26 protein-coding genes and 1 riboswitch are annotated in these 23,340 nt (G+C 39.0%); of the genes, 2 read left to right on the top strand and 24 right to left on the bottom strand.

Annotated features, from left to right (window positions below; translation table 11 throughout):
- Window positions 1–256: 256 nt before the first annotated feature.
- Window positions 257–1,258, top strand: a complete 1,002-nt coding sequence (locus LIS78_RS25235; RefSeq protein WP_280640298.1) for a M23 family metallopeptidase — start codon at window positions 257–259, stop codon at window positions 1,256–1,258.
- Between the two features lie 61 nt (window positions 1,259–1,319).
- On the opposite strand, the gene yunB is transcribed toward LIS78_RS25235, so the two are convergent.
- From yunB to LIS78_RS25335, 20 genes are all read right to left on the bottom strand, one after another.
- The gene (yunB, locus tag LIS78_RS25240) at window positions 1,320–2,072 is read right to left on the bottom strand and encodes a sporulation protein YunB (protein ID WP_013059640.1); all 753 of its coding nucleotides are present in this window, start codon (window positions 2,070–2,072) and stop codon (window positions 1,320–1,322) included.
- A gap of 89 nt (window positions 2,073–2,161) precedes the next feature.
- Entirely contained in the window at window positions 2,162–2,464 is a 303-nt protein-coding gene (locus tag LIS78_RS25245) for a YunC family protein (protein WP_013059641.1), read from the bottom strand.
- A gap of 131 nt (window positions 2,465–2,595) precedes the next feature.
- The gene (locus LIS78_RS25250) at window positions 2,596–3,450 is read right to left on the bottom strand and encodes a DUF72 domain-containing protein (RefSeq protein WP_252284487.1); all 855 of its coding nucleotides are present in this window, start codon (window positions 3,448–3,450) and stop codon (window positions 2,596–2,598) included.
- A gap of 102 nt (window positions 3,451–3,552) precedes the next feature.
- Window positions 3,553–4,950 (bottom strand): Fe-S cluster assembly protein SufB, encoded by a 1,398-nt coding sequence (gene sufB, locus LIS78_RS25255; RefSeq protein ID WP_013059643.1) that lies wholly within the window; start codon window positions 4,948–4,950, stop codon window positions 3,553–3,555.
- Window positions 4,951–4,995: 45 nt separating this feature from the next.
- Window positions 4,996–5,430, bottom strand: coding sequence for a Fe-S cluster assembly sulfur transfer protein SufU (gene sufU, locus LIS78_RS25260; RefSeq protein WP_013085338.1), 435 nt, complete (start codon window positions 5,428–5,430; stop codon window positions 4,996–4,998).
- The gene (locus LIS78_RS25265; protein ID WP_252284488.1) at window positions 5,420–6,640 is read right to left on the bottom strand and encodes a cysteine desulfurase; all 1,221 of its coding nucleotides are present in this window, start codon (window positions 6,638–6,640) and stop codon (window positions 5,420–5,422) included. Before LIS78_RS25265 ends, sufU begins: the two co-directional genes overlap by 11 nt.
- Window positions 6,640–7,947 carry a Fe-S cluster assembly protein SufD gene (gene sufD, locus LIS78_RS25270; RefSeq protein ID WP_014457887.1) on the bottom strand — a complete coding sequence of 436 codons (1,308 nt, stop codon included), beginning with the start codon at window positions 7,945–7,947 and terminating at the stop codon, window positions 6,640–6,642. Before sufD ends, LIS78_RS25265 begins: the two co-directional genes overlap by 1 nt.
- A 17-nt stretch (window positions 7,948–7,964) precedes the next feature.
- Complete coding sequence (gene sufC / locus LIS78_RS25275; protein ID WP_013059647.1) at window positions 7,965–8,750, bottom strand: Fe-S cluster assembly ATPase SufC; 786 nt, start codon at window positions 8,748–8,750, stop codon at window positions 7,965–7,967.
- A 239-nt stretch (window positions 8,751–8,989) separates the two neighbouring features.
- Window positions 8,990–9,355, bottom strand: a complete 366-nt coding sequence (locus LIS78_RS25280; RefSeq protein WP_013059648.1) for a carboxymuconolactone decarboxylase family protein — start codon at window positions 9,353–9,355, stop codon at window positions 8,990–8,992.
- Window positions 9,356–9,477: 122 nt separating this feature from the next.
- Complete coding sequence (locus LIS78_RS25285) at window positions 9,478–10,314, bottom strand: MetQ/NlpA family ABC transporter substrate-binding protein (protein ID WP_013059649.1); 837 nt, start codon at window positions 10,312–10,314, stop codon at window positions 9,478–9,480.
- 17 nt (window positions 10,315–10,331) lie between these two features.
- The gene (locus tag LIS78_RS25290; RefSeq protein WP_013085342.1) at window positions 10,332–11,000 is read right to left on the bottom strand and encodes a methionine ABC transporter permease; all 669 of its coding nucleotides are present in this window, start codon (window positions 10,998–11,000) and stop codon (window positions 10,332–10,334) included.
- Complete coding sequence (locus LIS78_RS25295; RefSeq protein WP_252284489.1) at window positions 10,993–12,018, bottom strand: methionine ABC transporter ATP-binding protein; 1,026 nt, start codon at window positions 12,016–12,018, stop codon at window positions 10,993–10,995. The genes LIS78_RS25290 and LIS78_RS25295 overlap by 8 nt, the downstream gene beginning before the upstream one ends.
- A 131-nt stretch (window positions 12,019–12,149) precedes the next feature.
- A riboswitch (SAM riboswitch) is annotated at window positions 12,150–12,257 on the bottom strand.
- Window positions 12,258–12,437: 180 nt separating this feature from the next.
- Window positions 12,438–12,737 carry a thioredoxin family protein gene (locus LIS78_RS25300; RefSeq protein WP_013059652.1) on the bottom strand — a complete coding sequence of 100 codons (300 nt, stop codon included), beginning with the start codon at window positions 12,735–12,737 and terminating at the stop codon, window positions 12,438–12,440.
- A gap of 14 nt (window positions 12,738–12,751) precedes the next feature.
- Window positions 12,752–13,102 (bottom strand): toprim domain-containing protein, encoded by a 351-nt coding sequence (locus tag LIS78_RS25305; protein ID WP_013059653.1) that lies wholly within the window; start codon window positions 13,100–13,102, stop codon window positions 12,752–12,754.
- A gap of 181 nt (window positions 13,103–13,283) precedes the next feature.
- Complete coding sequence (locus LIS78_RS25310; RefSeq protein WP_013059654.1) at window positions 13,284–13,529, bottom strand: YusG family protein; 246 nt, start codon at window positions 13,527–13,529, stop codon at window positions 13,284–13,286.
- A 79-nt stretch (window positions 13,530–13,608) separates the two neighbouring features.
- Window positions 13,609–13,992 carry a glycine cleavage system protein GcvH gene (gcvH, locus tag LIS78_RS25315; protein ID WP_013059655.1) on the bottom strand — a complete coding sequence of 128 codons (384 nt, stop codon included), beginning with the start codon at window positions 13,990–13,992 and terminating at the stop codon, window positions 13,609–13,611.
- A gap of 135 nt (window positions 13,993–14,127) precedes the next feature.
- Window positions 14,128–14,484 carry an arsenate reductase family protein gene (locus tag LIS78_RS25320; protein WP_013059656.1) on the bottom strand — a complete coding sequence of 119 codons (357 nt, stop codon included), beginning with the start codon at window positions 14,482–14,484 and terminating at the stop codon, window positions 14,128–14,130.
- Window positions 14,485–14,599: 115 nt separating this feature from the next.
- Window positions 14,600–16,384, bottom strand: coding sequence for an acyl-CoA dehydrogenase FadE (locus LIS78_RS25325; RefSeq protein ID WP_013059657.1), 1,785 nt, complete (start codon window positions 16,382–16,384; stop codon window positions 14,600–14,602).
- Window positions 16,385–16,407: 23 nt separating this feature from the next.
- Window positions 16,408–17,586 (bottom strand): acetyl-CoA C-acetyltransferase, encoded by a 1,179-nt coding sequence (locus LIS78_RS25330; RefSeq protein WP_013059658.1) that lies wholly within the window; start codon window positions 17,584–17,586, stop codon window positions 16,408–16,410.
- A 12-nt stretch (window positions 17,587–17,598) separates the two neighbouring features.
- Window positions 17,599–19,980, bottom strand: a complete 2,382-nt coding sequence (locus LIS78_RS25335; protein WP_180896375.1) for a 3-hydroxyacyl-CoA dehydrogenase/enoyl-CoA hydratase family protein — start codon at window positions 19,978–19,980, stop codon at window positions 17,599–17,601.
- A gap of 184 nt (window positions 19,981–20,164) precedes the next feature.
- Between LIS78_RS25335 and LIS78_RS25340 the strand changes: the two genes are divergently transcribed.
- Window positions 20,165–20,314: a YuzL family protein gene (locus LIS78_RS25340; protein WP_013059660.1), complete on the top strand. Its 150-nt coding sequence runs from the start codon at window positions 20,165–20,167 to the stop codon at window positions 20,312–20,314.
- A gap of 79 nt (window positions 20,315–20,393) precedes the next feature.
- Here LIS78_RS25340 and LIS78_RS25345 read toward each other — a convergent pair whose 3' ends face one another.
- From LIS78_RS25345 to LIS78_RS25360, 4 genes are all read right to left on the bottom strand, one after another.
- Complete coding sequence (locus LIS78_RS25345; protein ID WP_013059661.1) at window positions 20,394–21,311, bottom strand: proline dehydrogenase family protein; 918 nt, start codon at window positions 21,309–21,311, stop codon at window positions 20,394–20,396.
- Window positions 21,312–21,488: 177 nt separating this feature from the next.
- Complete coding sequence (locus LIS78_RS25350; protein ID WP_013059662.1) at window positions 21,489–21,746, bottom strand: YusU family protein; 258 nt, start codon at window positions 21,744–21,746, stop codon at window positions 21,489–21,491.
- Window positions 21,739–22,509 (bottom strand): IucA/IucC family C-terminal-domain containing protein, encoded by a 771-nt coding sequence (locus LIS78_RS25355; protein WP_013059663.1) that lies wholly within the window; start codon window positions 22,507–22,509, stop codon window positions 21,739–21,741. Before LIS78_RS25355 ends, LIS78_RS25350 begins: the two co-directional genes overlap by 8 nt.
- Window positions 22,499–23,326 (bottom strand): ABC transporter ATP-binding protein, encoded by an 828-nt coding sequence (locus tag LIS78_RS25360; RefSeq protein WP_013059664.1) that lies wholly within the window; start codon window positions 23,324–23,326, stop codon window positions 22,499–22,501. Before LIS78_RS25360 ends, LIS78_RS25355 begins: the two co-directional genes overlap by 11 nt.
- Between the last annotated feature and the right edge of the window lie 14 nt (window positions 23,327–23,340).

Raw genomic sequence — 23,340 nt, forward strand, 5'->3', positions numbered from 1 at the left:
ATTAAAAACATAACTATATGTCACTTTATCATAAAAAAGTGAGATTCGACAAGTTGTCTGCTCTTTATTTCCCTCAGTTTTCTTCTATTTCCCATCCAAATGTGTGCGTTTTCATCCTCCGTATAATTTCCATTTATCTTCTGAATAAAATTCTTTAAAAAAGTTTTGAAGCGATTTCCATTAATTAATATTTATGAAATCTTTTTTCTCGCTGCAAACTAGTGTTACACACTATTTTTAGAAAGGGGGAAACACGATGCGCAAAACGATTATCTTACTTTTTATGTTCATCTCTATATTCACAGGATGGCACCACGTAACAGCTGAATCTTCAGCAGATCAAGAAAAAATACTTATTCAAAAGAGATTAGAGCTGTATAAACAAATGGAAGCCGCTACTACGATTCCTTGGTATTACTTTGCTGGGATTGACCAGTATGAACGAAATATTCGACGCTCTCATAAAGATATTCCAAGAGAAAAAGGTGCGATCGCCATTTATTATCCTCCAGAAAAATGGTCAGGTTCTTTAAATCCAAATTTGGAAGATACAAACCCACTTACTATTTCTCTCCTAGGGGGGATGGGTAAAGATGGGAACGGAGACAAAAAAGCAGACCAATTTAATGATGAAGATATGCTTTTTACAATAGCAGATTATATTCGGACGTTCGGGGTGTCCCAAGACTATATTAAAATTGCGCTTTGGAACTATTATCACCGCGCTAAAGCGGTTGATATTATTTTAGGGAATGCTAAAATTTTTCGCCATTACGGTCGCATTGATTTAAAAGGTTCTTCATTTCCTGTGCCTCTCCGTGCGAACTACAGTTATCGCAGTACATGGGGAGATGCGCGCGGCTGGGGTGGAAAACGAATTCATGAAGGAACAGACATTTTTGCAGATTACGGAGTTCCAGTAAAATCCCCTTGCTATGGCATTATTGAGCTTAAAGGATGGAATAAATATGGAGGCTGGCGAATCGGTATTCGTGACCTTCATAATAATTATCACTATTTAGCACATTTAAGCGGATTTGCAAAAAATTTAAAAGTAGGACAAATTGTAGAACCAGGAACACTCATTGGCGGAGTAGGAAGTTCCGGTTATGGACCTCCTGGAACTTCTGGAAAATTCCCTCCTCACTTGCATTATGGAATGTATAAAGATAACGGCAAAAATGAGTGGTCGTTTGACCCATATCCTCAGTTAAGAACGTGGGAAAGAAATGATCGTTTAGAACTAAAGAAAAAATAAAAAGCAGGAAGCTGATGCTTCCTGTTTTTTTATCCTGATGCTTTAAGTTAATATCATATTGTTAATTTTTCTTCGGAAGTTCAATTGCCGGAGAAGACGAATTTCCGCCGTTAAAATAGTCAGGAACATTTCCAGGGATAACGGTCCCTCCTACCGGGATTGTAGCCGTAACGGTTGTTTTTCTCGTTGCAAAAGGGATAATGATTTGCATGTTTACTTTTACTTTGATAGATACTTCAAGAAACGCATTATTTATTCCATACTCCTCGATTTTCCGCACTACGTCTGTTTGAACGTCACCGATAGCATGAAACTTAACTGGAATCAGCGGACCTAGATTTCCAAGCAGCGCATTATTAGTAGCTTGCCCAAGAGGAACTTGGTATACAATTCCTTGATTCCGCAACTTTTCATTTTTTTCAATACGAATATCTGTTGGAAGTTCAAGTGCATCTAAATTCCCTTTCTCTGCCTCTTTTAAATTAGCTTGAACAAATGACGTAGTTTGAGCTCTAACCCGATTTACAAGCGCTGTGTCAATTTTAGCTACTTGACCGTTAGGTGTAGATTCCACTTTAATGACATCTACATCTAGCTGATCGAGTACCTGTTTATTTACCGCTTTATTAATAACTAAAGTTGCAATCTCTTTTGTTTGTGCTTCAGCATATTTCATTAACGTCGGTTCAATCCCTCTATTAATTAGCCATAACCCTACACCCGTAGAAAGCATAAAAAAAAGAAAGGTGAGCAACAGAACGTAGCGAAAAGGAAGCGGGCCTTTTCTTGTTAATTTCCGACGAAGTTTAACCAAAAAAAATCCCTCCTTACAAGCTATATGTATGCATGTATACGGAGGTTCACGCTTCTTTTAAAAAGTTTTATCTTAAATTCTCCACTATATTAAAGCATTTTCAATAAAGCATCTTTGCCAATTGTTCCTTTAAAAATCCCTCTTTTTTCAGCTTCAAGCGTTACAGATTCAAGCGGCGCTTCAAGAAGCTGCTCAATTGTACGTACACCTACAGCTCTTCCAGCTATTATTTGACGATCAGCTAATTTATCATTTAATAGACCTACGTCTAGTGCTCCGCACATAATGTACCCTTTATCTGATGAGATTGTTAACAGAGTTGTTTTTGGCAGCAATACGGTAACTGCATTAAACGTATGACCTTCAATTACGATAGGCGCTAAGGTAATCATAGTAACTCACTCCTTTCTTAATCAATTTATGATTTTGAAAGAAAAAAGTGAGGTTTTACATATACTTTTCTACCTATTTGACGTTTATATTCCTTCTTCCTTATTTATATAAACTTTTATAGGACTCAGTGCTAAAATTCATTAAAAAAATCTAATTGTTTAGGAGCTAAATTCTCATATTCAATATTTAATAAACTCATGAGCTGTTTGGCATTATGTACAGCATCTCCGCCGGAGTTATTATTAAACAACAGGTAAATGTCCTTCGTTTGTTTTTGCAGCTTTTCAAGACGTTCTTTCCACTCTAGGAGCTCTTTTTCATTGTAACGATACAAAAACCTTACCGCTCGCCAATTGCCTTCTGCTGGCTTGTTCCAGCCGTGTACGTTTCGTCCATGAAAACGTATGAGTGTTTTCTGTTTATCTGTAGCATGAATGACAATTGGAATAGATCCTTCTCCTGCCTGCGGTTCATCACAAATACCATGAATCCAGTTCTCTTGTTCCATAAACGTTAGCGTTTTATCATAGAAAAATGGCTTAAACCAAGACTGATTTCGAAACTCAAGGGCTACTGGCAAATCTCCAAACTTTTCACGGCTATATCTCAAATAGGCCACGTTTTCTTTTGTACAGTCAAACCACGGCGGCATTTGAAATAAAATCATACCAAGCTTATTCGATGTTACGTACGGCTTAACTGATTCTAAAAATGCATGAAACATTTCTTCCTTGCTATCAAATGGATTTCCTTCTCTCATATGCCCTGTCATACCTTGATAGGCTTTTACCACAAAACGAAAAGATTCCGGTGTATCGTTCACCCATTTTTCTACATTTGATGTTGGTTGAATTGCATAAAAAGATGAATCGACTTCAACAATTGGAAAATGGCCTGCATATACGGCAAGCTTGTCTCTTGATGAAACCCCCGCTTCATATAATGAATCATGATCTCCCCAGCCTGTGACTCCAATATAAATCATGCCACTCCTCCTCTATGTTCTTAGCTTCGCTTTTCTTTATTTTAATACAAACGATACAAAAAAACTCGTTTGCATAAACAGCAAACGAGTTTTGATCTATTATTAACCGATTGAACCTTCCATTTCAAATTTGATTAGACGGTTCATTTCTACTGCATATTCCATCGGAAGCTCTTTTGTAAATGGCTCAATAAAGCCCATTACAATCATTTCTGTTGCTTCTTCTTCAGAAATACCGCGGCTCATTAGATAGAATAATTGTTCTTCAGATACTTTTGATACCTTCGCTTCATGCTCAAGTGAGATGTTGTCATTTAAAATCTCATTGTACGGAATTGTATCAGAAGTTGATTGATTATCCATAATCAGCGTATCACACTCAATGTTCGCACGTGCACCTTCTGCTTTACGGCCGAAGTGTACGATACCGCGGTATGTTACTTTACCGCCTTGTTTTGAAATTGATTTTGATACGATCGTTGAAGATGTGTTCGGTGCTAAGTGAATCATTTTTGCACCAGCATCTTGGTGCTGTCCTTTACCAGCAAGGGCAATAGATAATGTCATACCACGTGCACCTTCACCTTTTAAGATAACAGCTGGATATTTCATTGTTAACTTAGAACCGATGTTTCCATCAATCCATTCCATTGTTGCATTTGCTTCACAAACCGCGCGTTTTGTTACAAGGTTGTATACGTTGTTCGCCCAGTTTTGAATTGTTGTATAGCGGCAATACGCATCTTTTTTGATGATGATCTCTACAACGGCACTGTGAAGGGAGTTTGTTGTATAAACAGGTGCTGTACAGCCCTCTACATAGTGAACGTGTGAGCCTTCATCAGCAATAATTAACGTACGCTCAAACTGTCCCATATTTTCAGAGTTAATACGGAAATAAGCTTGTAATGGTGTATCTACTTTTACGCCTTTTGGTACGTAAATGAATGATCCACCAGACCAAACCGCCGAGTTAAGTGCAGAGAATTTGTTATCCGTTGGCGGGATAACTTTTCCAAAATGCTCACGGAAAATATCTTCGTTTTCTTTTAGCGCCGTATCCGTATCTTTAAATACGATACCTTGTGCTTCAAGATCTTCTTTCATATTGTGATAAACAACTTCAGATTCGTACTGAGCTGATACACCCGCAAGATACTTTTGCTCTGCTTCAGGAATACCTAGTTTATCAAACGTTTGTTTAATTTCTTCAGGAACTTCATCCCAAGAGCGTTCAGACTTCTCAGATGGTTTTACGTAGTACGTAATTTCATCAAAGTCTAAGCTTGCCATGTCTCCGCCCCACTGTGGCATTGGCATGTTGTAGAAGTGCTCTAGAGATTTCAAACGGAAGTCAAGCATCCATTGTGGTTCCTCTTTCATACGAGAAATTTCTTCTACGATTTCTTTTGTTAAACCGCGTTTAGAGCGGAAAATTGATACGTCTTTATCGGAAAATCCATATTTATAATCGCCGATTTCTGGCATTTTTTTAGCCATCTTTTATTACCCCCTACTTGATAGGATTGGGAATGAATGAAGGTCTTATTTTTGTTCGTTAAGACCTTTTTCCATCGCTTTCCACGCTAGTGTTGCACATTTAATACGCGCAGGAAATTTTGCTACACCTTGAAGTGCTTCAATATCTCCTAAATCTATACTATCATCATACTCTTTACCTTGCATCATGTCAGAGAAGATATGGGCCATTTTAAACGCTTTGTCTACTTCTTGACCTTTAATTGCTTGTGTCATCATTGAAGCTGATGACATTGAAATTGAACATCCTTCACCTTCGAACTTTGCATCCACCACTTTGCCGTCCTCTACTTTTAAAGAAAGTTCAATGCGGTCTCCACATGTCGGGTTATTCATATGAATGTTCACAGTATCTTCATTCAACGTTCCACGATTACGCGGGTTTTTATAATGGTCCATAATTACTTGACGATAGAGAGTATCTAAATTATTAAAAGCCATTTGTAAAATACTCCTTCGTTTTTATTAATGATGATACCAATTTATCTACTTCTTCTTCCGTGTTATACAAATAGAAGCTTGCACGTGCAGTAGAAGATACGTTTAAATATTTCATCAGCGGCTGCGCACAGTGATGACCTGCACGAATCGCAATTCCATCAGCGTCTACTACTGTTGCAACGTCGTGCGGATGCACATCTTCAATATTAAACGTCACAACACCCGCTCGCTCTTTCGGTCCGTAGATCGTAATTCCATCTACTTGCGATAAGCGATCCAGTGCATACTGCGCTAACTTGTGCTCATGTGCTTGAATATTATCTAAACCAACTTCTTCTAAGAAATCAATCGCTGCACCTAAACCAATTGCACCTGCAATGATTGGCGTACCCCCTTCAAATTTCCAAGGAAGTTCTTTCCACGTTGATTCGTATAGGTTTACGAAGTCAATCATTTCGCCGCCAAACTCGATTGGTTCCATTTTTTCAAGAAGCTCTTTCTTTCCATAAAGAGCGCCGATTCCAGTCGGCCCGCCCATTTTATGTCCAGAGAAAGTAAAGAAATCACAGTCTAAATCTTGTACATCCACCTTCATATGAGGCGTACTTTGTGCACCATCCACAACCATTACTGCACCGTTAGCATGTGCAATTTCTGCAATCTCTTTTACTGGGTTAATTGTACCCAATACGTTAGATACTTGCATGATCGATACAATTTTGGTGTTGGATGTAATCGTGCTTTTTACCTCTTCTAGTGAAAGTGCATGATCTTCTGTTAATGAAATATATTTTAACGTTGCACCTGTTTCCTTGGCAACTTGCTGCCAAGGAATGATGTTGCTGTGATGCTCCATATAAGTAATCACAATTTCATCACCAGGTTTGAGATTAGCACGGCCATAGCTTGCAGCTACTGTATTAAGAGCTGTCGTTGTACCGCGCGTAAAGATAATCTCTTCCGTTGATTTTGCATTAATAAACTTACGAACCTTTTCACGAGCGCCTTCGTATCCGTCTGTTGCTCTTGTACCAAGCGTGTGAACACCTCGGTGTACGTTTGAGTTATATTCTTTATAATACTTCTCAATTGCTTCAATTACAGCAAGCGGCTTTTGTGAAGTTGCTGCACTGTCTAAATAAACGAGTGGGCTGCCATTTACCTCTTGGTCTAAAATAGGAAATTGTTTACGAATATCAGAGATATTCATTATCGAACTTTCCTTTCAATTAAATCTGTTAATTGCTTTTTAACCGTTTCGATTGGCAACTCGTTTACAACTGGTGCTAAGAACCCGTGGATAACTAGACGTTCTGCTTCTGTTTGCGGAATACCGCGGCTCATTAAGTAGTAAAGCTGAATTGGATCTACGCGTCCAACAGATGCAGCGTGCCCTGCTGTTACATCGTCTTCATCAATTAGAAGAATTGGGTTTGCGTCTCCACGTGCTTTTTCACTTAACATTAACACACGAGATTCTTGCTCAGCGTTTGATTTAGACGCACCGTGTTCAATTTTACCGATACCGTTAAAGATTGAAGACGCGCTTTCTTTCATAACGCCGTGTTTTAAAATGTAGCCTTCAGAATGTTTTCCAAAATGTACGATACTTGTTGTTAAGTTTTGAGACTGCTCTCCACGTCCAACTGTTACCGTTTTTGTATCTCCATATGAACCGTCGCCCATTAGATACGTTGTATTTTCAGAAACTGTATTTCCTTCACTCATTAAGCCTAAAGCCCACTCAATGCGACCATCTTTGCCCGCTACGCCGCGGCGGTTCACATAAGTAGTTGTACCTTTAGCTAAGTAGTCAACAGCCCCAAATGTTACTTTCGCATTGCTGTTGGCAAATACTTCCGTCACGATATTGACAACACCGTTTGACTCTTCAGCAGTAGCAATGTAGTTTTCTACATATGTTACTGAGCTGTTGTCTTCAGCTACAACAATCACATGGTTGAATAAAGCAGCTTCTTCATCTTCACGGACAAATACAGCTTGAAGCGGCTCTTGTACTTCTACATTTTTAGGAACGTATACAAATACACCGCCGTTTAATAACGCTGCGTTTAATGCAGTTAAACGGTGCTCATCTACTTTAACTCCGTCTTTCATGAAGTACTTCTCAACAAGGTCGCTATGCTCTTTAGCAGCTGTTTGAATATCTGTGAAGATAACGCCTTGAGACTTTAGCTCTTCTGTTAATGTTGAATATGCTGCTGTTTGGTCACGCTGAACATATAGATTTTTAACAGCTTCTGTATCAATCAATGCTTTAACCACTTCTGGAAGCTCGTCTACAGATGAGATTGTGCTTGCCTGTGAAGTGTGCTTGTCAAATGCAGTAAAGTTCCATTTCGAAATGTTTGTTTTATCTGGCTTTGGAAGTGCAAGATCTTCTGCTTTCGCAAGAGCTTGTAAGCGAAGATCTAGCAGCCAACTTGGTTCATTAGCTTCTTTTGAAAAGCTGCTGATGTACTCTTGATCAAATGGTAATTTCGTATCAATAGTCATAGAGATCCTCCTAACTTTTAAGCTTCTTGCTCTACAGTTTCGTCTTCAATACCTAATTCTTGTTTGATCCAGTCATAACCTTCTGCCTCTAGACGCTGTGCTAATTCTGGTCCGCCTGATTTTACAACGCGACCTTGCATCATAACGTGAACTTTATCTGGTGTAATGTAGTTTAGTAAACGTTGGTAGTGAGTAATCATTAAGCAACCAAACTCGCTGCCGCGCAGTTCATTAATACCTTTTGATACAACTTTTAACGCATCGATATCTAAACCAGAGTCGATTTCATCTAAAATTGCAATTCCTGGTTGAAGCATCATTAATTGAAGAATTTCATTACGTTTCTTCTCACCGCCAGAGAAACCTTCGTTTAGGTAACGCTGAGCCATGTCTTGATCCATTTCTAAGAAATCCATGTTTTTGTCTAATTGACGGATGAATTTCATTAGTGAAATTTCTTCGCCTTCTTCACGACGAGCATTAATTGCTGAACGTAAGAAGTCTGCATTTGTTACCCCGCTGATTTCACTTGGATATTGCATAGCTAGGAATAGACCTGCACGAGCGCGCTCATCTACTTCCATCTCAAGTACATCTTCGCCGTCTAGCGTGATGCTTCCTTGTGTAACCTCGTATTTAGGATGTCCCATGATTGCTGAAGATAATGTTGATTTACCAGTACCGTTTGGTCCCATGATTGCATGGATTTCGCCGCCCTTAACTTCTAAATTAACACCTTTTAAAATTTCTTTACCTTCAATTGCAACATGAAGATCTTTAATTGTTAAAGTTGACCCTGCCATATTAAAACCTCCAGTTATAGACGTATATAGTAAAAAACGATATACCTATATCTTTTTAATTATTCTCATTTTATTCTCATTACAATCTTATAACAAATGAAAACTTATAGCAACCTTTTGACCCAAAAGGTTTTAAACCATTATGTACGTTTTTCAAGACTAAATCCACTCATAAAAAAGTTGCCTTAAAAGACTCCATAGAGCCTTCTAAGACAAGCTTTTTTACCCACTTTATTTACTTAGTGCGTGTGGCTAGTCAGTTCTGAAATACACTCTTGGACAAGCGTAACGGACTGACTCATCGCTGCGCCTCCGCCAAATGCTGCTGACACTCCGCATGCTTCTAAAATTTCTTGCTCAGTTGCACCTTGATCAATGCAGCCTTTTGTATGATAAATCATACAGTACTCGTCTTGAGCTACTACGCTGATTCCTAACGCGATTAACTGCTTTTCTTTTTTAGAAAGAGAACCTTCTCCAAAACATGCTTCAGTAAACGCATTAAACGTTTTTGTTACTTCCGGCAATTTTTCACTAAATTTCCCAACACCCATTTTATAATCATGAAGTGCTTGCTCAGTTGAATGACGTGCTTCTTGCTGCATAACGTCAGCTCCCATCATCAGTAAAGTTTTCACGGTTAGTATGCGTGAGAAAAATAAGAGTTATTCGTTTTCCCGCATACAAAAAAAGCACTTGCCCAGAGTGGGCAAGCGCTTTTCTTCTATTATTTATTTACCGGCAGTACTCCGCCTTTGTATTTTTCTTTAATGTAGTCTTGAATTTCTTTAGAGTGAAGAACTTTCACTAAAGCTTTCACTGTATCTTTATTTTCGTCGCCTTTGTGAACCGTAATGATGTTTGCATAAGGGTTATTTTCTTTACTTTCCACTGCGATTGGATCTTTTACTGGATCTAAGCCAGCATCGATAGCATAGTTAGCATTGATAACAACAGCGTCACCTTCATTATTTTTGTACATTTGAGGTAACAATCCGCCTTCAACATCGGCTTTAAATTTTAAATTCTTCGGGTTTTCTACGATATCTTTAATTTGTGCATCTATTTTCTTTACGCCTGGTTTTAATTTGATTACGCCGGCTTTTTCAAAAATCGATAAAATACGTCCTTGCTCTGCTACTGCATCACGCATAATAACTGTGCCGTTTTTCGGAAGATCTTTTAAGCTTTTGTATTTTTTAGAGTAGATACCGATTGGTTCAATGTGAATGGCACCGGCACTTACAAAATCATACCCTTTTTCACCCTTGTGATCTTTTAGCACTGAATTCATATAAGGAACGTGCTGGAAGTAGTTTGCATCAATTTCATTGTTTGCAAGAGCTGTGTTCGGTAAGATGTAATCTTGGAATTTTTTAATTTCCAAGTCGATTCCTTGTTTTTCTAAAATCGGTTTTGCTTGTTCTAAAATTTCAGCATGAGGCGTATTAGATGCACCCACAACAATTTTCTTTTCATCTTTTGATCCATTGTTAGATCCACATGCAGCTAATCCTACTACTAGCGCAGATGTTAGTGCTAAAGCCGAAAGCCATTTTTTCATAATAAATAATCCTCCCTTTATCTTTTATCAATTTTTGCAGTAATCGCATCTCCAATAAGTTGGATAATAAATACAATAATCAAAATTAAGATCGTAGCAGCTAGCGTTACATCATTATGACTGCGCTGGAATCCTTCTAAATATGCAAGATTCCCGAGACCTCCAGCTCCAATCACACCCGCCATTGCCGTATAGCCGACTAACGCAATCGTCGTTACCGTCAAACCAGAAATTAAAGCTGGCAGCGATTCAGGTAACAGCACTTTAAAGATAATAGTGCTTGTTGTTGCTCCCATTGATTTAGCAGCTTCAATAACACCTTTATCAATTTCACGCAGACCAATTTCTACAAGACGCGCGTAAAATGGTGCTGCTCCAACAATTAGAGCAGGTAACGCTGCATTAGCGCCTAAAATACTTCCTACCAATGCTTTGGTAAATGGAATCAGTAAAACAATTAAAATAATGAATGGAATGGAACGAAAGATATTTACAACTGCTGACACAATGGCATATAAAGGTTTGTTTTGCCAAAGCTGTCCTTTGGACGTTAAAAATAAAAGCAAGCCTAATAAAATACCTAGAACAAACGTGGCTATAACTGAAATAGCCGTCATATATAGTGTTTCATTTGTCGCTTGAATAAAATCATCTAAAATAACGTTTGGAAATAGTTTCTCAAGCATTTGTCATTACCTCCACTTCTACCTGCTGCTCATGAATGTATGCAATGACTTTTTCAACTTCTGTTAATTCTCCGTCTAAATGAACGAACAACGTTCCGTATGAACCTGTTTGTGTATGAGAAATCTTTCCTTGCAAAATATTAATCGTTACATCAAACTGTTTTAAAATCGTTGTAATGAGCGGTTGCTCTGCTTTTCCGCCAACAAACGTCAGCTGAATAATTTGCCCGCTTGGATATAACTCCTGTACTTGTTCAATTGTTTCAAACGTTTCTTCTGGTTCAGAAATCTGTTGAACGAATCGTTTTGTAATCGGCTGCTTAGGTTTTCTGAATACTTCTAGCACTTGTCCTTCTTCTACCACTGCCCCATTTTCCATAACGGCTACCCGATGACAAATTTTACGAATAACGTGCATTTCATGAGTAATCAATACAATGGTTAACCCTAGCTTCTCATTAATATCTACTAACAGATCTAAAATGGAATCTGTCGTTTGAGGATCAAGCGCTGATGTTGCTTCATCACACAGCAATACTTTTGGGTTATTGGCTAGCGCTCGAGCAATACCAACACGCTGCTTTTGTCCACCGCTAAGCTGTGATGGATAAGCATTTTCACGCCCTTCAAGCCCGACTAGCTTGATAAGCTCGTCTACTCGTTTCATTCTTTTTTCTTTTGAGATCCCTGCTATTTCTAACGGAAAGACAATATTTTCTCGCACCGTACGCGACCACAAGATATTAAAGTGCTGAAACACCATACTGATTTCTTGTCTAGCTTTTCTGAGTTTTCCGCCTTTAATTTTTCCAATATCATTACCTGCTACTTCGACCGTTCCTGTCGTTGGTGTTTCTAACCCGTTTAGCAAGCGAATTAAAGAACTTTTCCCCGCTCCGCTATAACCAATAATTCCGTAAATTTCACCTTGGTTAACGGTTAGATTCACATTATCAACAGCTGTTACTTGACCGCTTTTAGCCTGATAAATTTTTGTAACGTCTGTTAATGTAATCATATTTCTTCACCTTCTTTAGTAAAAACTTAATTATGTTAGGTTGCCCTATAGGATGAAAAAGCCGTAAAACAATTTTCCTCATTAAAAAAGCCTCTCTGCGCATGACAGAAAGGCTCGATATTTAATCCTTTCTCTCATCTTTCAAAGCGCATAGCTTTGCAGGAATTGGCACCATTTCAGTTAGTCTGACGGTTGCCGGGTTTCACAGGGCTCAGTCCCTCCACCTCTCTTGATAAGAGTTCGCAACAATTATTTTGTTTTTGGGAAATATTCATTCATTTATGAACATTCATGAGTGTGATTTTAGCATGTGTCAGATAGGCTGTCAACAGATTTTGTTCTTGGGATAATATCCCAAGATTTCAACAACCCCAACGGTTTGCTCTCTTTCAATTTCTTCATTTTAAACAAACGTTTGATTATCGAAGCTCTTCAAGTACGTGCTCGATAGAATGAAACGCATAGAGTTTTTTTACCATTTCGCCATTTTTCACTTCAATCAAACAAGGTACACTTTCAATTGAAAATACTTCTGCTTTTGAAGGCATATAATTTAAATTGCTCATTCCGATGGTCACACCGGGCAGCATCGCTTCTGCTACGGTTAACATTTTTTTTGCCAGCTGACATGTCCCGCAAAAAGGTGTATGGAAAAAGATAAACGCTCTTTGTCCTTCTTTTAACTGATCGTCAAGCTGTTTTTCGCTCCATTCTTGCATGTTGCTCATTCCTTTTATGTTAAAAATTCTGCATTAACATCGATATTGGCACTCAGTAATACTGTTGCTATGTGATGTCTAGGGGCGGCAGCAACCTCTCGGTACATTTTATCAATATATAGATGCTCTGCTTCCGGAAGCTCTCGTTTAAATTGTTTTCTTAGCTTATTCCCTGAATCATCAGAGTCAACGAGTATGTATACCTCTTTGTTAAACGTAAAGTCAATAATTTCATCCAGCTTTGATAAACTAATCGTACCGTTTGTACAGATAATTTCAATTGGTTCTCGAATGATATCTTGGATACGTTTTTTATCTGATTTTCCTTCGACAATAATTACTTTTTCGATTTCAATTAGCCCCATTTTCATCACCCATAATCGTCAGTTGTATAGTAACATCATTTCTTTATGCTATACAATATTCGTTAATGTATCACAGTTCACCTGTTTTTTAAAAGAAATTTGCAAGAAAGAACTGTTTTAAAAGGCAGCTTAGGCCATATTGTTTCCATAAAACAAGAAAAACAGCGGCAGTTGCCACTGTTTAGCACCATCCTGCTTCTTCGTCGCAGTCTGTATATTTTTGCGTTTCACCTTGCTTTTGTACATCCGTATATTGGTAGAACTTATTATTTTCTTGCGAATACCCTTCTTCAAAGCGGTATTCATTGCCGCTTGTTCCGTAACTAACTTCACCAATTGGCTGCTTATCAACATATAATTTCATGCCGCCGTCATGAAATTTAGCTGTAACGCGATCTGTAACGTCCATTTTTTGTTTTTCAAACATAAAAAGACACTCCTTTAGCTTGTTTACTAATAGAGTGTCCAGTCAAAAACTTTTCATAAAGACAATTTATGGAGGAATATTATCCTTCGTTTGTCATTTCTTCGTATTGCTCTGCTGTCATTAGCTTGTCTACTTGAGAAGCATCAGACGGTTTGATTGTAATCATCCATGCTTCTTCGTATGGAGATTCATTAACAAGCTCAGGGCTATCGCTTAAGTTGTCGTTGACTGCTACAACTTCACCGCTAATTGGTGCATAAAGCTCAGAAACTGTTTTTACTGATTCAACGCTACCAAACGGCTCGTCAGCTTCTACTGTTGCTCCTACTTCTGGCAGTTCAACGAATACGATGTCGCCAAGCTCAGCTTGAGCGAAATGCGTAATACCTACGCGGACAACGTCTCCTTCTGTTTTTACCCATTCATGCTCTTCAGAATAACGCAAATCTTTTGGTGTACTCATCTTAATCCCTCCAAAATATGTATCTTAATTTGTTTATATAAAAAGCGCCTTCAACGTGGAGAACACTTTCTACAACCTAAAATAACTTCCTATTAACAGTGTAACGTAAAAGGTAAAAATTTTCTATTTGAAAACTTACTTCCATACGTCCTCAAACTGCTCTTCTTTGAAGCCAAGCGTTACTTTTTGTCCATCTGTTAGCAGCGGACGTTTAATTAACATGCCATCTGACGCAAGAATAGACAGAAGTTCGTCTTCACTCGCACTGCTTACTTTATCTTTAAGCCCTAATTCGCGATACTTTTTACCGCTTGTATTAAAGAATTTTTTTAATTCTAAGCCGCTGTTCTGATAATAAGATTGCAGCTGCTCTTTTGTTGGCGGGTTTTCTACAATATGAATTTCTTCATACGCTACTCCGTTATCATCCAGCCACTTCTTTGCTTTTCGGCACGTACCACACTTTGGATATGAATAAAAAAATAATGACATTTCGTCAACCACCCTTTATTTTAAGCTTTTTTCGTATTTTAACACATCCTTTATCATTTACCTAGATAGAGGCTTCTTAAACAAAAAGAAGCTCGCGAAGCGAGCTCCTTTTCCCTTAAACTGTAAACTTCTCTACTTCTAAAAGCGTTTTTGCAATCTCGCGCTTTACGCTAATCACATTGATTGGTGTATAGCGCGTTAACTTGCGAAGAGACGAAAGCATGACTCTAAGCGTATCACCTTGTTCAACGCCAATTAACGTTTCTTTTGCATCTGCTTCAATTCGATTAAATGCTTCTTGGCAAAATACTTGCGTATATTTTACTTTCAAGCTGTTTTGATCTGCACCTGTTTTGGAAATTGCTTTTTCAGTACGTAAAACAGTGGATTCCATTGCATATACGTTACTAATCATATCGGAAATATTAACGAGAATTTCTTGTTCTTTCTCTAATTCTTTACCATACTTCTGTGCAGCTAGACCTAAAAGCAAGAGCGCAATTTTCTTCCCATTTTGCACAAGCATTTTTTCTTGATCTAACGGCTCATTTCCTACTTCCTGCGGCATAAGCATCATCAATTCTTCTTGAAGCGTTTGTGCTTTTTGAAGCAGCGGAAGCTCTCCTTTTAGCGCTTTGCGTAAATATGTGCCTGGTACTAAGAGTCGATTAATTTCATTTGTTCCTTCAAAAATACGGTTAATGCGAGAATCACGATACAGGCGCTCAATTTCATACTCGCTCATAAAACCATAGCCTCCGTGAAGCTGCACCCCTTCATCTACGATGTAGTCAAGAGATTCCGTGGCAAACACTTTGTTTAATGAGCATTCAATGGCATATTCAGCAATGGAAGCGGCAATTTGTTTTCCGTCTTTTTGCTGTTCTTCTGAAAGCTGGCCCATATGGTCTTCAAAAAGTCCTACCGTACGATAGACGGAGCTTTCAGTTGCGTACAATTTAGAAGCCATTGTTGCTAACTTTTCTTGGGTTAATGAAAATTTAGCAATGGGCGTTTTAAACTGCTGACGCTGGTTAACATATTGAGACGTAATTTCTAACGCACGTTTACCTGCTCCAACTGCTCCAACTCCAAGCTTATAGCGCCCAATATTTAAAATGTTAAACGCAATCACATGGCCTTTTCCAATTTCACCTAACACGTTTTCTTTTGGAACAAGCGCATCTTCAAGAATCAACGTTCTTGTTGATGAACTCTTGATTCCCATCTTCTTTTCTTCCGGTCCAACCGAAACGCCTGGGAATTGGCGTTCAACGATAAAAGCAGAAAATTTATCGCCGTCGATTTTCGCATACACCACGAACACATCAGCAAATCCGGCATTCGTAATCCACTGCTTTTCTCCATTTAACACATAGTGTGTGCCTTCGGCGTTAAGGCGAGCTGTTGTGCGAGCACCGAGGGCATCGGAACCAGAACCAGGTTCTGTTAACGCATATGCGGCTATTTTTTCCCCAACTGCTAAAGCAGGTAAATATGCTTGTTTTTGCTCTTCTGTTCCAAATAAGACGATTGGCAATGACCCAATTCCTACGTGAGCACCATGAGTGATGGAAAACCCGCCTGCTCGAGACATTTTTTCAGCAATTAAAGCGGAGGTAATTTTATCCAAACCGAGTCCGCCGTATTCTTCCGGTACATCTGCACCAAGTAACCCTAATTCACCAGCTTGTTTTAATAACTTGACAGAACGGTCAAACTCATGCTTTTCTAAATATTCCACTTGTGGAAGGACTTCATTTTCTACAAATTCATCTGTCGTTTTGGCAATCATCTTTTGTTCAGATGTATAATCCTCCGGCGTGTAGACACGGCTTGCATCGCCTTCTTCAATTAAAAAGCTTCCACCTTTAATCATTTGTTTTGTTCTATTTGACATGTTCATATCCCCCTTTGAAATGATTATGCTAACAATTCAAATACACCAGCAGCTCCCATTCCTCCGCCAATACACATCGTGACAATTCCAAACTGCTCATTTCGACGCTTCATTTCGTGCATTAAGCTAAGAGTCAGCTTAGCTCCGGTACAGCCTAATGGATGACCTAAGGCAATAGCGCCTCCGTTTACATTTACTTTATCTTCATTAATATTTAATTCACGAATAACGCCAAGTGCTTGAGAAGCAAATGCTTCATTTAATTCAAACAATCCGATATCAGAAAGCTCCAGCCCTGCTAGTTTAAGAGCTTTAGGGATGGCAGCTACCGGGCCAATCCCCATTACTTCAGGCGGAACTCCTCCAACTGCAAATGAGCGAAACTTAAGCAAAGGCTTTAACCCTTCTGCTTCAGCTTGTTCTTTATCCATTAGAAAAACGGATGCAGCTCCGTCACTTGTCTGCGAAGAGTTTCCAGCTGTTACGGATCCTTTAACCGAAAAAGCTGGACGAAGTTTCCCTAATACATCCGCAGTTGTGCCAGGACGAACTCCTTCATCTTGAGAGAACATCAGCTTTTGTTCACGGAGCTTATTGTTTTCATCCACTTTTCGAAGCGTCACTTCCACCGGAACAATTTCGTCGTTAAACTTCCCTTCTTGAAGTGCTTTTGCTGCTTTTTGATGGCTGCGTACAGCAAACGCGTCCTGGTCTTCACGTGAAATGCCGTATTTCATGGCCACTTGTTCTGCTGTATGTCCCATGCCCATATAATACTCCGGCGCATTTTCAACCAGCTGAACATTCGGACGCGCTACGTTTCCAAACATCGGAACAAAACTCATTGATTCTGCTCCTCCAGCTAACACTGCTTTGGCTTGCCCTAGCATAATTCGTTCTGCACCATAGGCAATACTTTGCAAACCTGATGAACAATAACGATTAATCGTTATTGCTGGCACCGTATAAGGCAAACCCGCAAGAGCGCCAATATTTCGAGCCATATTCAAACCTTGTTCTGCTTCAGGCATCGCACAACCAATAATTAAATCATCAATTGGTCCTTCGTATCCTCCTGCTCGGCGAAGAGTTTCTTTAACCGCAATGGCCCCCAAATCATCAGGTCTAACACTTGCCAGTGAACCTTTTTTTGCTTTTCCAACCGGTGTCCTAGCACCTGCTACAATAACTGCTTCTCTCATTTTTTCTCCCCCTTAATTACGCAGTGGTTTTCCTTTAACTAACATGTGCTGCATACGTTCTTGAGACTTCGCTTCTCCAACAAGGCTTAAAAATGCTTCTCTCTCTAAGTCCAGTAAATACTCTTCATCAACTTCCGAACCAAACGCTACACGTCCTCCGGCTAACACAAATGCTAACTTACTAGCAATTTTATAATCATGTTCTGATATATATCCTGAATACTTCATGGATTGGGCTCCTAGCAGCAACGTTGCATATCCTGTTTCTCCAACCACAGGAATCTTAGTTCTTACAGGTGGTTTATAGCCCGTGTCATGTAAAGCAAGGATTGAGTTCTTCGCATCATTCAGCAAGTGATCTCCGTTTACGCTGATGCCATCATGGCGGTTTAAAAAGTTTAGCTGTCTAGCTTCTGCAGCAGAAGTAGATACTTTTGCAGTAGCAATTGTTTCAAATGTTTTATTGGCAATTTGCTGGAGATCGAGCGTTACACCGTTAGGTAAACCATTTAGCTGTTTGATATAAAGCTCCTTATTACCTCCTCCACCAGGAATGAGTCCGACTCCTACTTCTACAAGGCCCATGTAAGTTTCAGCAGAAGCTTGGATTTTAGCTGACGGTAAGCAAATTTCTGCTCCGCCTCCGAGAGTCATCGCAAATGGAGCTGCAACAACCGGCTTTTCATTATATTTCACCTTCATCATTGCCTGTTGAAATTGTTTAATAACAAATTCAATTTCAAAATAATTGTCATCTTGTGCTTCCATTAAAATCATAGCTAAGTTAGCGCCAACGCAGAAATTTTTCCCTTGATTTCCTATGACCAGCCCTTTATAGTTCTTATTCACTTCTTCAAGAGACTGATTTAATAAGCTAATAATGTCTAGCCCGATTGCATTGTTAGGAGAGGTGAACTGCAGGCACGCCACATCATCTCCTAAATCAATTAAACTCGCTCCGCTGTTTTCTAAAATGACATTATTTTGAGAACGTAAAGATGACAGGTGAATCACCTTTTTATTTTCTTTTACTGCTTTATACTCATCATCTTCGTAGTAAAGCGTTTGACCTTCCATTTCTTTATAGAAGCTTGTAAATCCATTTTCCTGCATTTGTTTTACCCATTGCGGAACTGCTAAGCCAGACTGCTCCATCTTCTCAATTGACTTTTCTAAACCAATTGCATCCCACGTCTCAAAAGGACCCATTTTCCAACCAAATCCCCACTTCATAGCTTGATCAATGGCCACGATATCGTCGGCGATTTCATTTTTTAACTGTGCTGCATATACAAGAACGGGACTGATCACATTCCAAAGAAGCTGGCCGGCACGATCACCCGAATATATAAGCGCTTTCATTTTATTTTGCAGCCCTTTTGCCTGCTTGCTTAATTCGGTAGAAGCTGTTTTTAACTTCTTTCTCTCGACGTATTGAAGTGTACTAGGATCAAGTTCCAAAATTTCCTTTCCTTTCTTCAAAAAGAAGCCTTGCCCCGACTTGCTTCCCAGCCAGCCATTTTCCTGCATTTGTTTCATAAATAAAGGGACATCGAACACTTCTTTTTCTTTGCCTTCTACTTTGTCAAATACATTGTTGGCCACATGAATAAATGTGTCTAGTCCCACTACGTCTAACGTTCGAAACGTTGCGCTTTTTGGTCTTCCAATTAAGGGGCCCGTCACAGAGTCAACTTCTCCCACACTGTAATTACCTTTTAACATTTCTTGAACGGTCACAAGTAAACCGTACGTACCGATACGGTTGGCGATAAAGTTAGGCGTATCTTTTGCAATAACTACTCCTTTACCTAATACATCTTCACCAAACGTTTTCACATATTCAACAATTTCTGATTTTGTGTCATGAGTTGGAATGATTTCTAATAACTTTAAATAACGCGGTGGATTAAAAAAGTGCGTTCCTAAAAAATGCGCTTTAAAATCTTCTGAGCGTCCTTTAGCCATTTCGTGGATCGATATTCCTGAAGTATTTGAACTTACAATACTTCCTTTTTTTCGTACACTGTCAATTCTTTCAAACAACTGCTGTTTAATATCAAGACGTTCCACTACTACTTCAATAATCCAATCACAGTCGCTTAACTGCTGTAAATGATCTTCAAGATTTCCTGGAGTAATTAACGATAGTGATGACTTCGACGTTAAAGGCGCCGGTTTTTGCTTCGTTAATTTAGCTAGAGCAGTTGTACTCAACCGATTTCTCACTTGCCTATCTTCAAGCGTTAGCTGCTTTTTTTCCTCGTCTGCTGTTAATGAAGTTGGAACCACGTCTAGCAAAAGCGTTGGAATTCCTACATTTGCTAAATGAGCTGCAATTCCAGAGCCCATAACTCCTGAACCTAAAACGGCGGCTTTTTTTATGTTCATAATTATCCCCACATCCCCTTTAATATATTGAATGAATGGTCATTCATTTTATGCGTAAAAAAAGAGAGTCACTGTTAATCTCTGTTTTTACTATAAAACATTTTTTAAATTTTCGCAATATATTCACAATATTATCTCTAACTATTTTTAATGTGTTTGGTTATCTTAATACACAGGAGGTGATTTTGTGAGCAAATTAAAGAAGGATCCATCGTCAGCAGGCGTAAGCGCAGCAAGCGTTAAAGGAAATGCTGGACCGGTCAATGAACCGCACGGACGCGGCAAAAAGACATCTCAAAACCAACAGTACACAAAGCATAACACTCAAGGACATTAACCTCAAAATCGAACATGAGTAATCGAATCATGTTCGATTTTTGATTATTTCTTACTTTGTCATCACGACCATTTCATTATTATTTTTTTACAATTCCTTTTAAGACAAATGCGACATTTGCAGGTCTTTCTGCAAGGCGCCTCATAAAGTACCCATACCAGTCCGTTCCATAAGGAACGTACACTCTCATTTTATATTGTTCTGCTACGAGCTGAACTTGCCTTTCTGATCGAATGCCGTATAGCATCTGAAATTCAAACTGATTCATTGAAATTCCATGCTTTTTAACAAACTCTTTTGCATACTGAATGATTCGTTCATCGTGAGTAGCAACTGCTGTGTAGTGACCGTTTAATAAGTGGAGTCCAATTATGTTTTTGAAGTTTTCATCTACGTCTTCTTTATCAGGAAACGCCACGTCTGCTGCTTCTTTGTACGCCCCTTTCACTAACCTTAATTTAGGAGCATAAGCATCTAATTCACGGACGTCACTTTCTGTTCGATATAAGTACGCTTGAAGCACCGTCCCTACGTGTTCATACTCATTTTTTAATTGTTTAAATAGCTTAATCGTCTTGCTGCATCGCTTATAGTCCTCCATATCAATCGTCACAAATACGCTATATTTTTCCGCTTCTTCAAGAATACGTCGCATATGATGAAGTGCCAAATCCTCTGAAATATCCAGTCCCATAGACGTTAATTTTAAAGAAATTTCTGAATCTAATCTTTCTTTGTGTATAAGGTGAATGGCCTTTATGCATTGAGCTGCAGCATGATCAACTTCAGCTTCACTTTCCACAAACTCGCCAAGATAATCAATCGTTACTTTTAATCCCTGTTCATTTAGCTTTTTTATCACACTAACAGCTTCATCGATGGTTTCCCCTGCAACAAAACGTGCTGCTCCAAAACGTAAGCCATAGCGCTTAGCCAGCTTTGTTAACTTTTTGCTTTTTGATAACAATAAAAAAAAGTTTCTTATCGTTTGTTCCAAAGCAACCCCCCGCCTTCACTTGTCATACGCCTCACAAAATTTATTTAATTATCATTAATTTTACCATTTTTTAAACTAGATAGATAGGCACCCTTTATTAACATATGCATACAAAATCAAAAAGCGACCGAGAGCTTTTTGATAAAAAAACATCCATCAGCTTTGTGATGAATGTTTTTATTCTGGTTTTCGCTGTGACGCTCGATGCGCTTCATTCAGCTCTTTTATTTCCTTCACAATCTCGACCATTTCCGCTTTTGCTTCTGGATATAATTGATTCCAATGCTTTGTTAAAGGCGGCATGGATTTTGAGATATGGTTGTAAAGTGCCCACATTTTCACTTTTTCCTGCAGCTGTTCGTCACTTTGACCAACCATTAGTTCCGTATACTTTTCAATCAAACCGTCGAATTGCTCTTGAAAGGTTTTACTCATGCACAATCACTCCTTTCTTTGGTTTACAAATAACCGGACACGTTCGACAATAAGTCTTTTTATCTCCTGTTTGGTAAGACAAACAGCACGTTTGCCGACCTCTTATCTCCTGCTTTTGCTTCTCTACATATGGAGGAAGTGAACTGTACCTAGCAAACGGATTATGATGGTATGAACCAAAGTGATGACCCTCAGCTTCTTCCAACACGTATCGTAAATTCTTTTGTACTTGCACATTTTCTATTTCTTCATTTGCCAAAAGCAAATCATAAAGCCAGTGGATATAAACAGCTACGTTTTCCCATAGAGTCAGCTTCGAGATTTTTGTCACTTTACGCAGCGATGACCATATCGGCTCAATGTGATGAGCAAACAATTCATCAAGAAGTTCATCAAGAAGAATTTTCCGATTGTCCTCTGTTACTTCTTTCGTCTCAATTTCTGAGATAAACACTTTTGGGAGCCACATAGTTTCAGCGTCTTCTGTATGCAACGAAACATTTTTAGTCGATGCGTTTATCTTTTTTTGAAACACAATAAATGAATACAAAGCCGCCACCACAACAAAGCTATACCGCTTCGCTAACATGGAAGCAGCTGCTCTCAAGTTATCAGCCTCCATCGTCTGTTGAATCCACAGCAGCTGCATCCTCAGCGTGCTTTCGTCCATGCAGCTGGAGGGAGACAACCTATACAGCGAGTTATCTTTAAACGTACAGCGGAATTTTTCTGCTAACTCGCTTTGCTCTTTCTTATTGAGCATGCTGCGTTTCAACGCGCAGCTTATTCACAATACATCGTCCGCGCCCATGAGGAATACAAAGAGGCGTTCCAAATAACGGATCCACCGTCACTTCACAGTTCATATTAAAGACTCGCTGTACTAAATCGCAGTTAATGACTTCTTCTGGTCTTCCCTGTGCATAGATTTTTTTATCTTGAAGCGCCACAATATGATGAGCATAGCGGCAGGCTAAGTTTAAATCATGCAGCACCATTACGATGGTACGATTTTCTTTTTCATTCAGTTCAAACAACAAGTCCAAGATCTCAATTTGATGCGTCATATCTAAATACGTTGTCGGTTCATCAAGTAAAATAATATCCGTATCTTGTGCTAATGTCATAGCAATCCATGCGCGCTGACGCTGTCCTCCAGAAAGCGAATCAACTTGACGATCAGCCAAGTCTGCTAACCCTGTTGCTTCGAGTGCATTTTGTACTTTTTCTTCATCTTCTTGAGACCACTGACGGAACCAATTTTGATACGGATAGCGCCCTTGTTTAACAAGCTGAAGCACTGTCAACCCTTCAGGTGCAACAGGACCTTGCGGAAGGATTGCTAGCTGCTTTGCAATTTCCTTTGTCGGAAGAGAGGAAATTTTAGAGCCTTCTAGTAAAATAGAGCCGGCATGTGGCTTTAATAATCTTGCTAGTGAACGCAGCAGCGTAGATTTTCCGCATCCATTACTGCCGATAAAAACCGTAATCTCACCCTTTGGGATGGTAACGTCAAGCTCATCTATAATCATCGCTTCTCCATATGATAATGTTAGCGATTTTGTTTCTAACGAATGCATGCGAATCGCTCCTT

It is taken from the genome of Priestia megaterium, from assembly GCF_023824195.1.
Taxonomy (GTDB): Bacteria; Bacillota; Bacilli; order Bacillales; family Bacillaceae_H; genus Priestia; species Priestia megaterium_D.

Bases quoted from the DNA above. Each gene is read 5' to 3' on its own strand.
- LIS78_RS25295 (WP_252284489.1), bottom strand. From the start codon at position 12,018: ATGATTACATTAACAGACGTTACAAAAATTTATCAGGCTAAAAGCGGT.
- LIS78_RS25265 (WP_252284488.1), bottom strand. From the start codon at position 6,640: ATGAATATCTCTGATATTCGTAAACAATTTCCTATTTTAGACCAAGAG.
- LIS78_RS25325 (WP_013059657.1), bottom strand. From the start codon at position 16,384: ATGTCAAATAGAACAAAACAAATGATTAAAGGTGGAAGCTTTTTAATT.
- LIS78_RS25280 (WP_013059648.1), bottom strand. From the start codon at position 9,355: ATGCAGCAAGAAGCACGTCATTCAACTGAGCAAGCACTTCATGATTAT.
- LIS78_RS25300 (WP_013059652.1), bottom strand. From the start codon at position 12,737: ATGCAAGAATGGAGCGAAAAACAGCTTGACGATCAGTTAAAAGAAGGA.
- sufD (WP_014457887.1), bottom strand. From the start codon at position 7,947: ATGACTATTGATACGAAATTACCATTTGATCAAGAGTACATCAGCAGC.
- sufU (WP_013085338.1), bottom strand. From the start codon at position 5,430: ATGGCTTTTAATAATTTAGATACTCTCTATCGTCAAGTAATTATGGAC.
- sufB (WP_013059643.1), bottom strand. From the start codon at position 4,950: ATGGCTAAAAAAATGCCAGAAATCGGCGATTATAAATATGGATTTTCC.
- LIS78_RS25320 (WP_013059656.1), bottom strand. From the start codon at position 14,484: ATGTCATTATTTTTTTATTCATATCCAAAGTGTGGTACGTGCCGAAAA.
- LIS78_RS25355 (WP_013059663.1), bottom strand. From the start codon at position 22,509: ATGCTCAATAAGAAAGAGCAAAGCGAGTTAGCAGAAAAATTCCGCTGT.
- LIS78_RS25350 (WP_013059662.1), bottom strand. From the start codon at position 21,746: ATGAGTAAAACCTTTCAAGAGCAATTCGACGGTTTGATTGAAAAGTAT.
- sufC (WP_013059647.1), bottom strand. From the start codon at position 8,750: ATGGCAGGGTCAACTTTAACAATTAAAGATCTTCATGTTGCAATTGAA.
- gcvH (WP_013059655.1), bottom strand. From the start codon at position 13,992: ATGAGTACACCAAAAGATTTGCGTTATTCTGAAGAGCATGAATGGGTA.
- LIS78_RS25305 (WP_013059653.1), bottom strand. From the start codon at position 13,102: ATGGGGCTAATTGAAATCGAAAAAGTAATTATTGTCGAAGGAAAATCA.
- LIS78_RS25285 (WP_013059649.1), bottom strand. From the start codon at position 10,314: ATGAAAAAATGGCTTTCGGCTTTAGCACTAACATCTGCGCTAGTAGTA.
- LIS78_RS25235 (WP_280640298.1), top strand. From the start codon at position 257: ATGCGCAAAACGATTATCTTACTTTTTATGTTCATCTCTATATTCACA.
- LIS78_RS25245 (WP_013059641.1), bottom strand. From the start codon at position 2,464: ATGATTACCTTAGCGCCTATCGTAATTGAAGGTCATACGTTTAATGCA.
- LIS78_RS25330 (WP_013059658.1), bottom strand. From the start codon at position 17,586: ATGAGAGAAGCAGTTATTGTAGCAGGTGCTAGGACACCGGTTGGAAAA.
- LIS78_RS25290 (WP_013085342.1), bottom strand. From the start codon at position 11,000: ATGCTTGAGAAACTATTTCCAAACGTTATTTTAGATGATTTTATTCAA.
- LIS78_RS25250 (WP_252284487.1), bottom strand. From the start codon at position 3,450: ATGATTTATATTGGAGTCACAGGCTGGGGAGATCATGATTCATTATAT.
- LIS78_RS25310 (WP_013059654.1), bottom strand. From the start codon at position 13,529: ATGTTTGAAAAACAAAAAATGGACGTTACAGATCGCGTTACAGCTAAA.
- LIS78_RS25360 (WP_013059664.1), bottom strand. From the start codon at position 23,326: ATGCATTCGTTAGAAACAAAATCGCTAACATTATCATATGGAGAAGCG.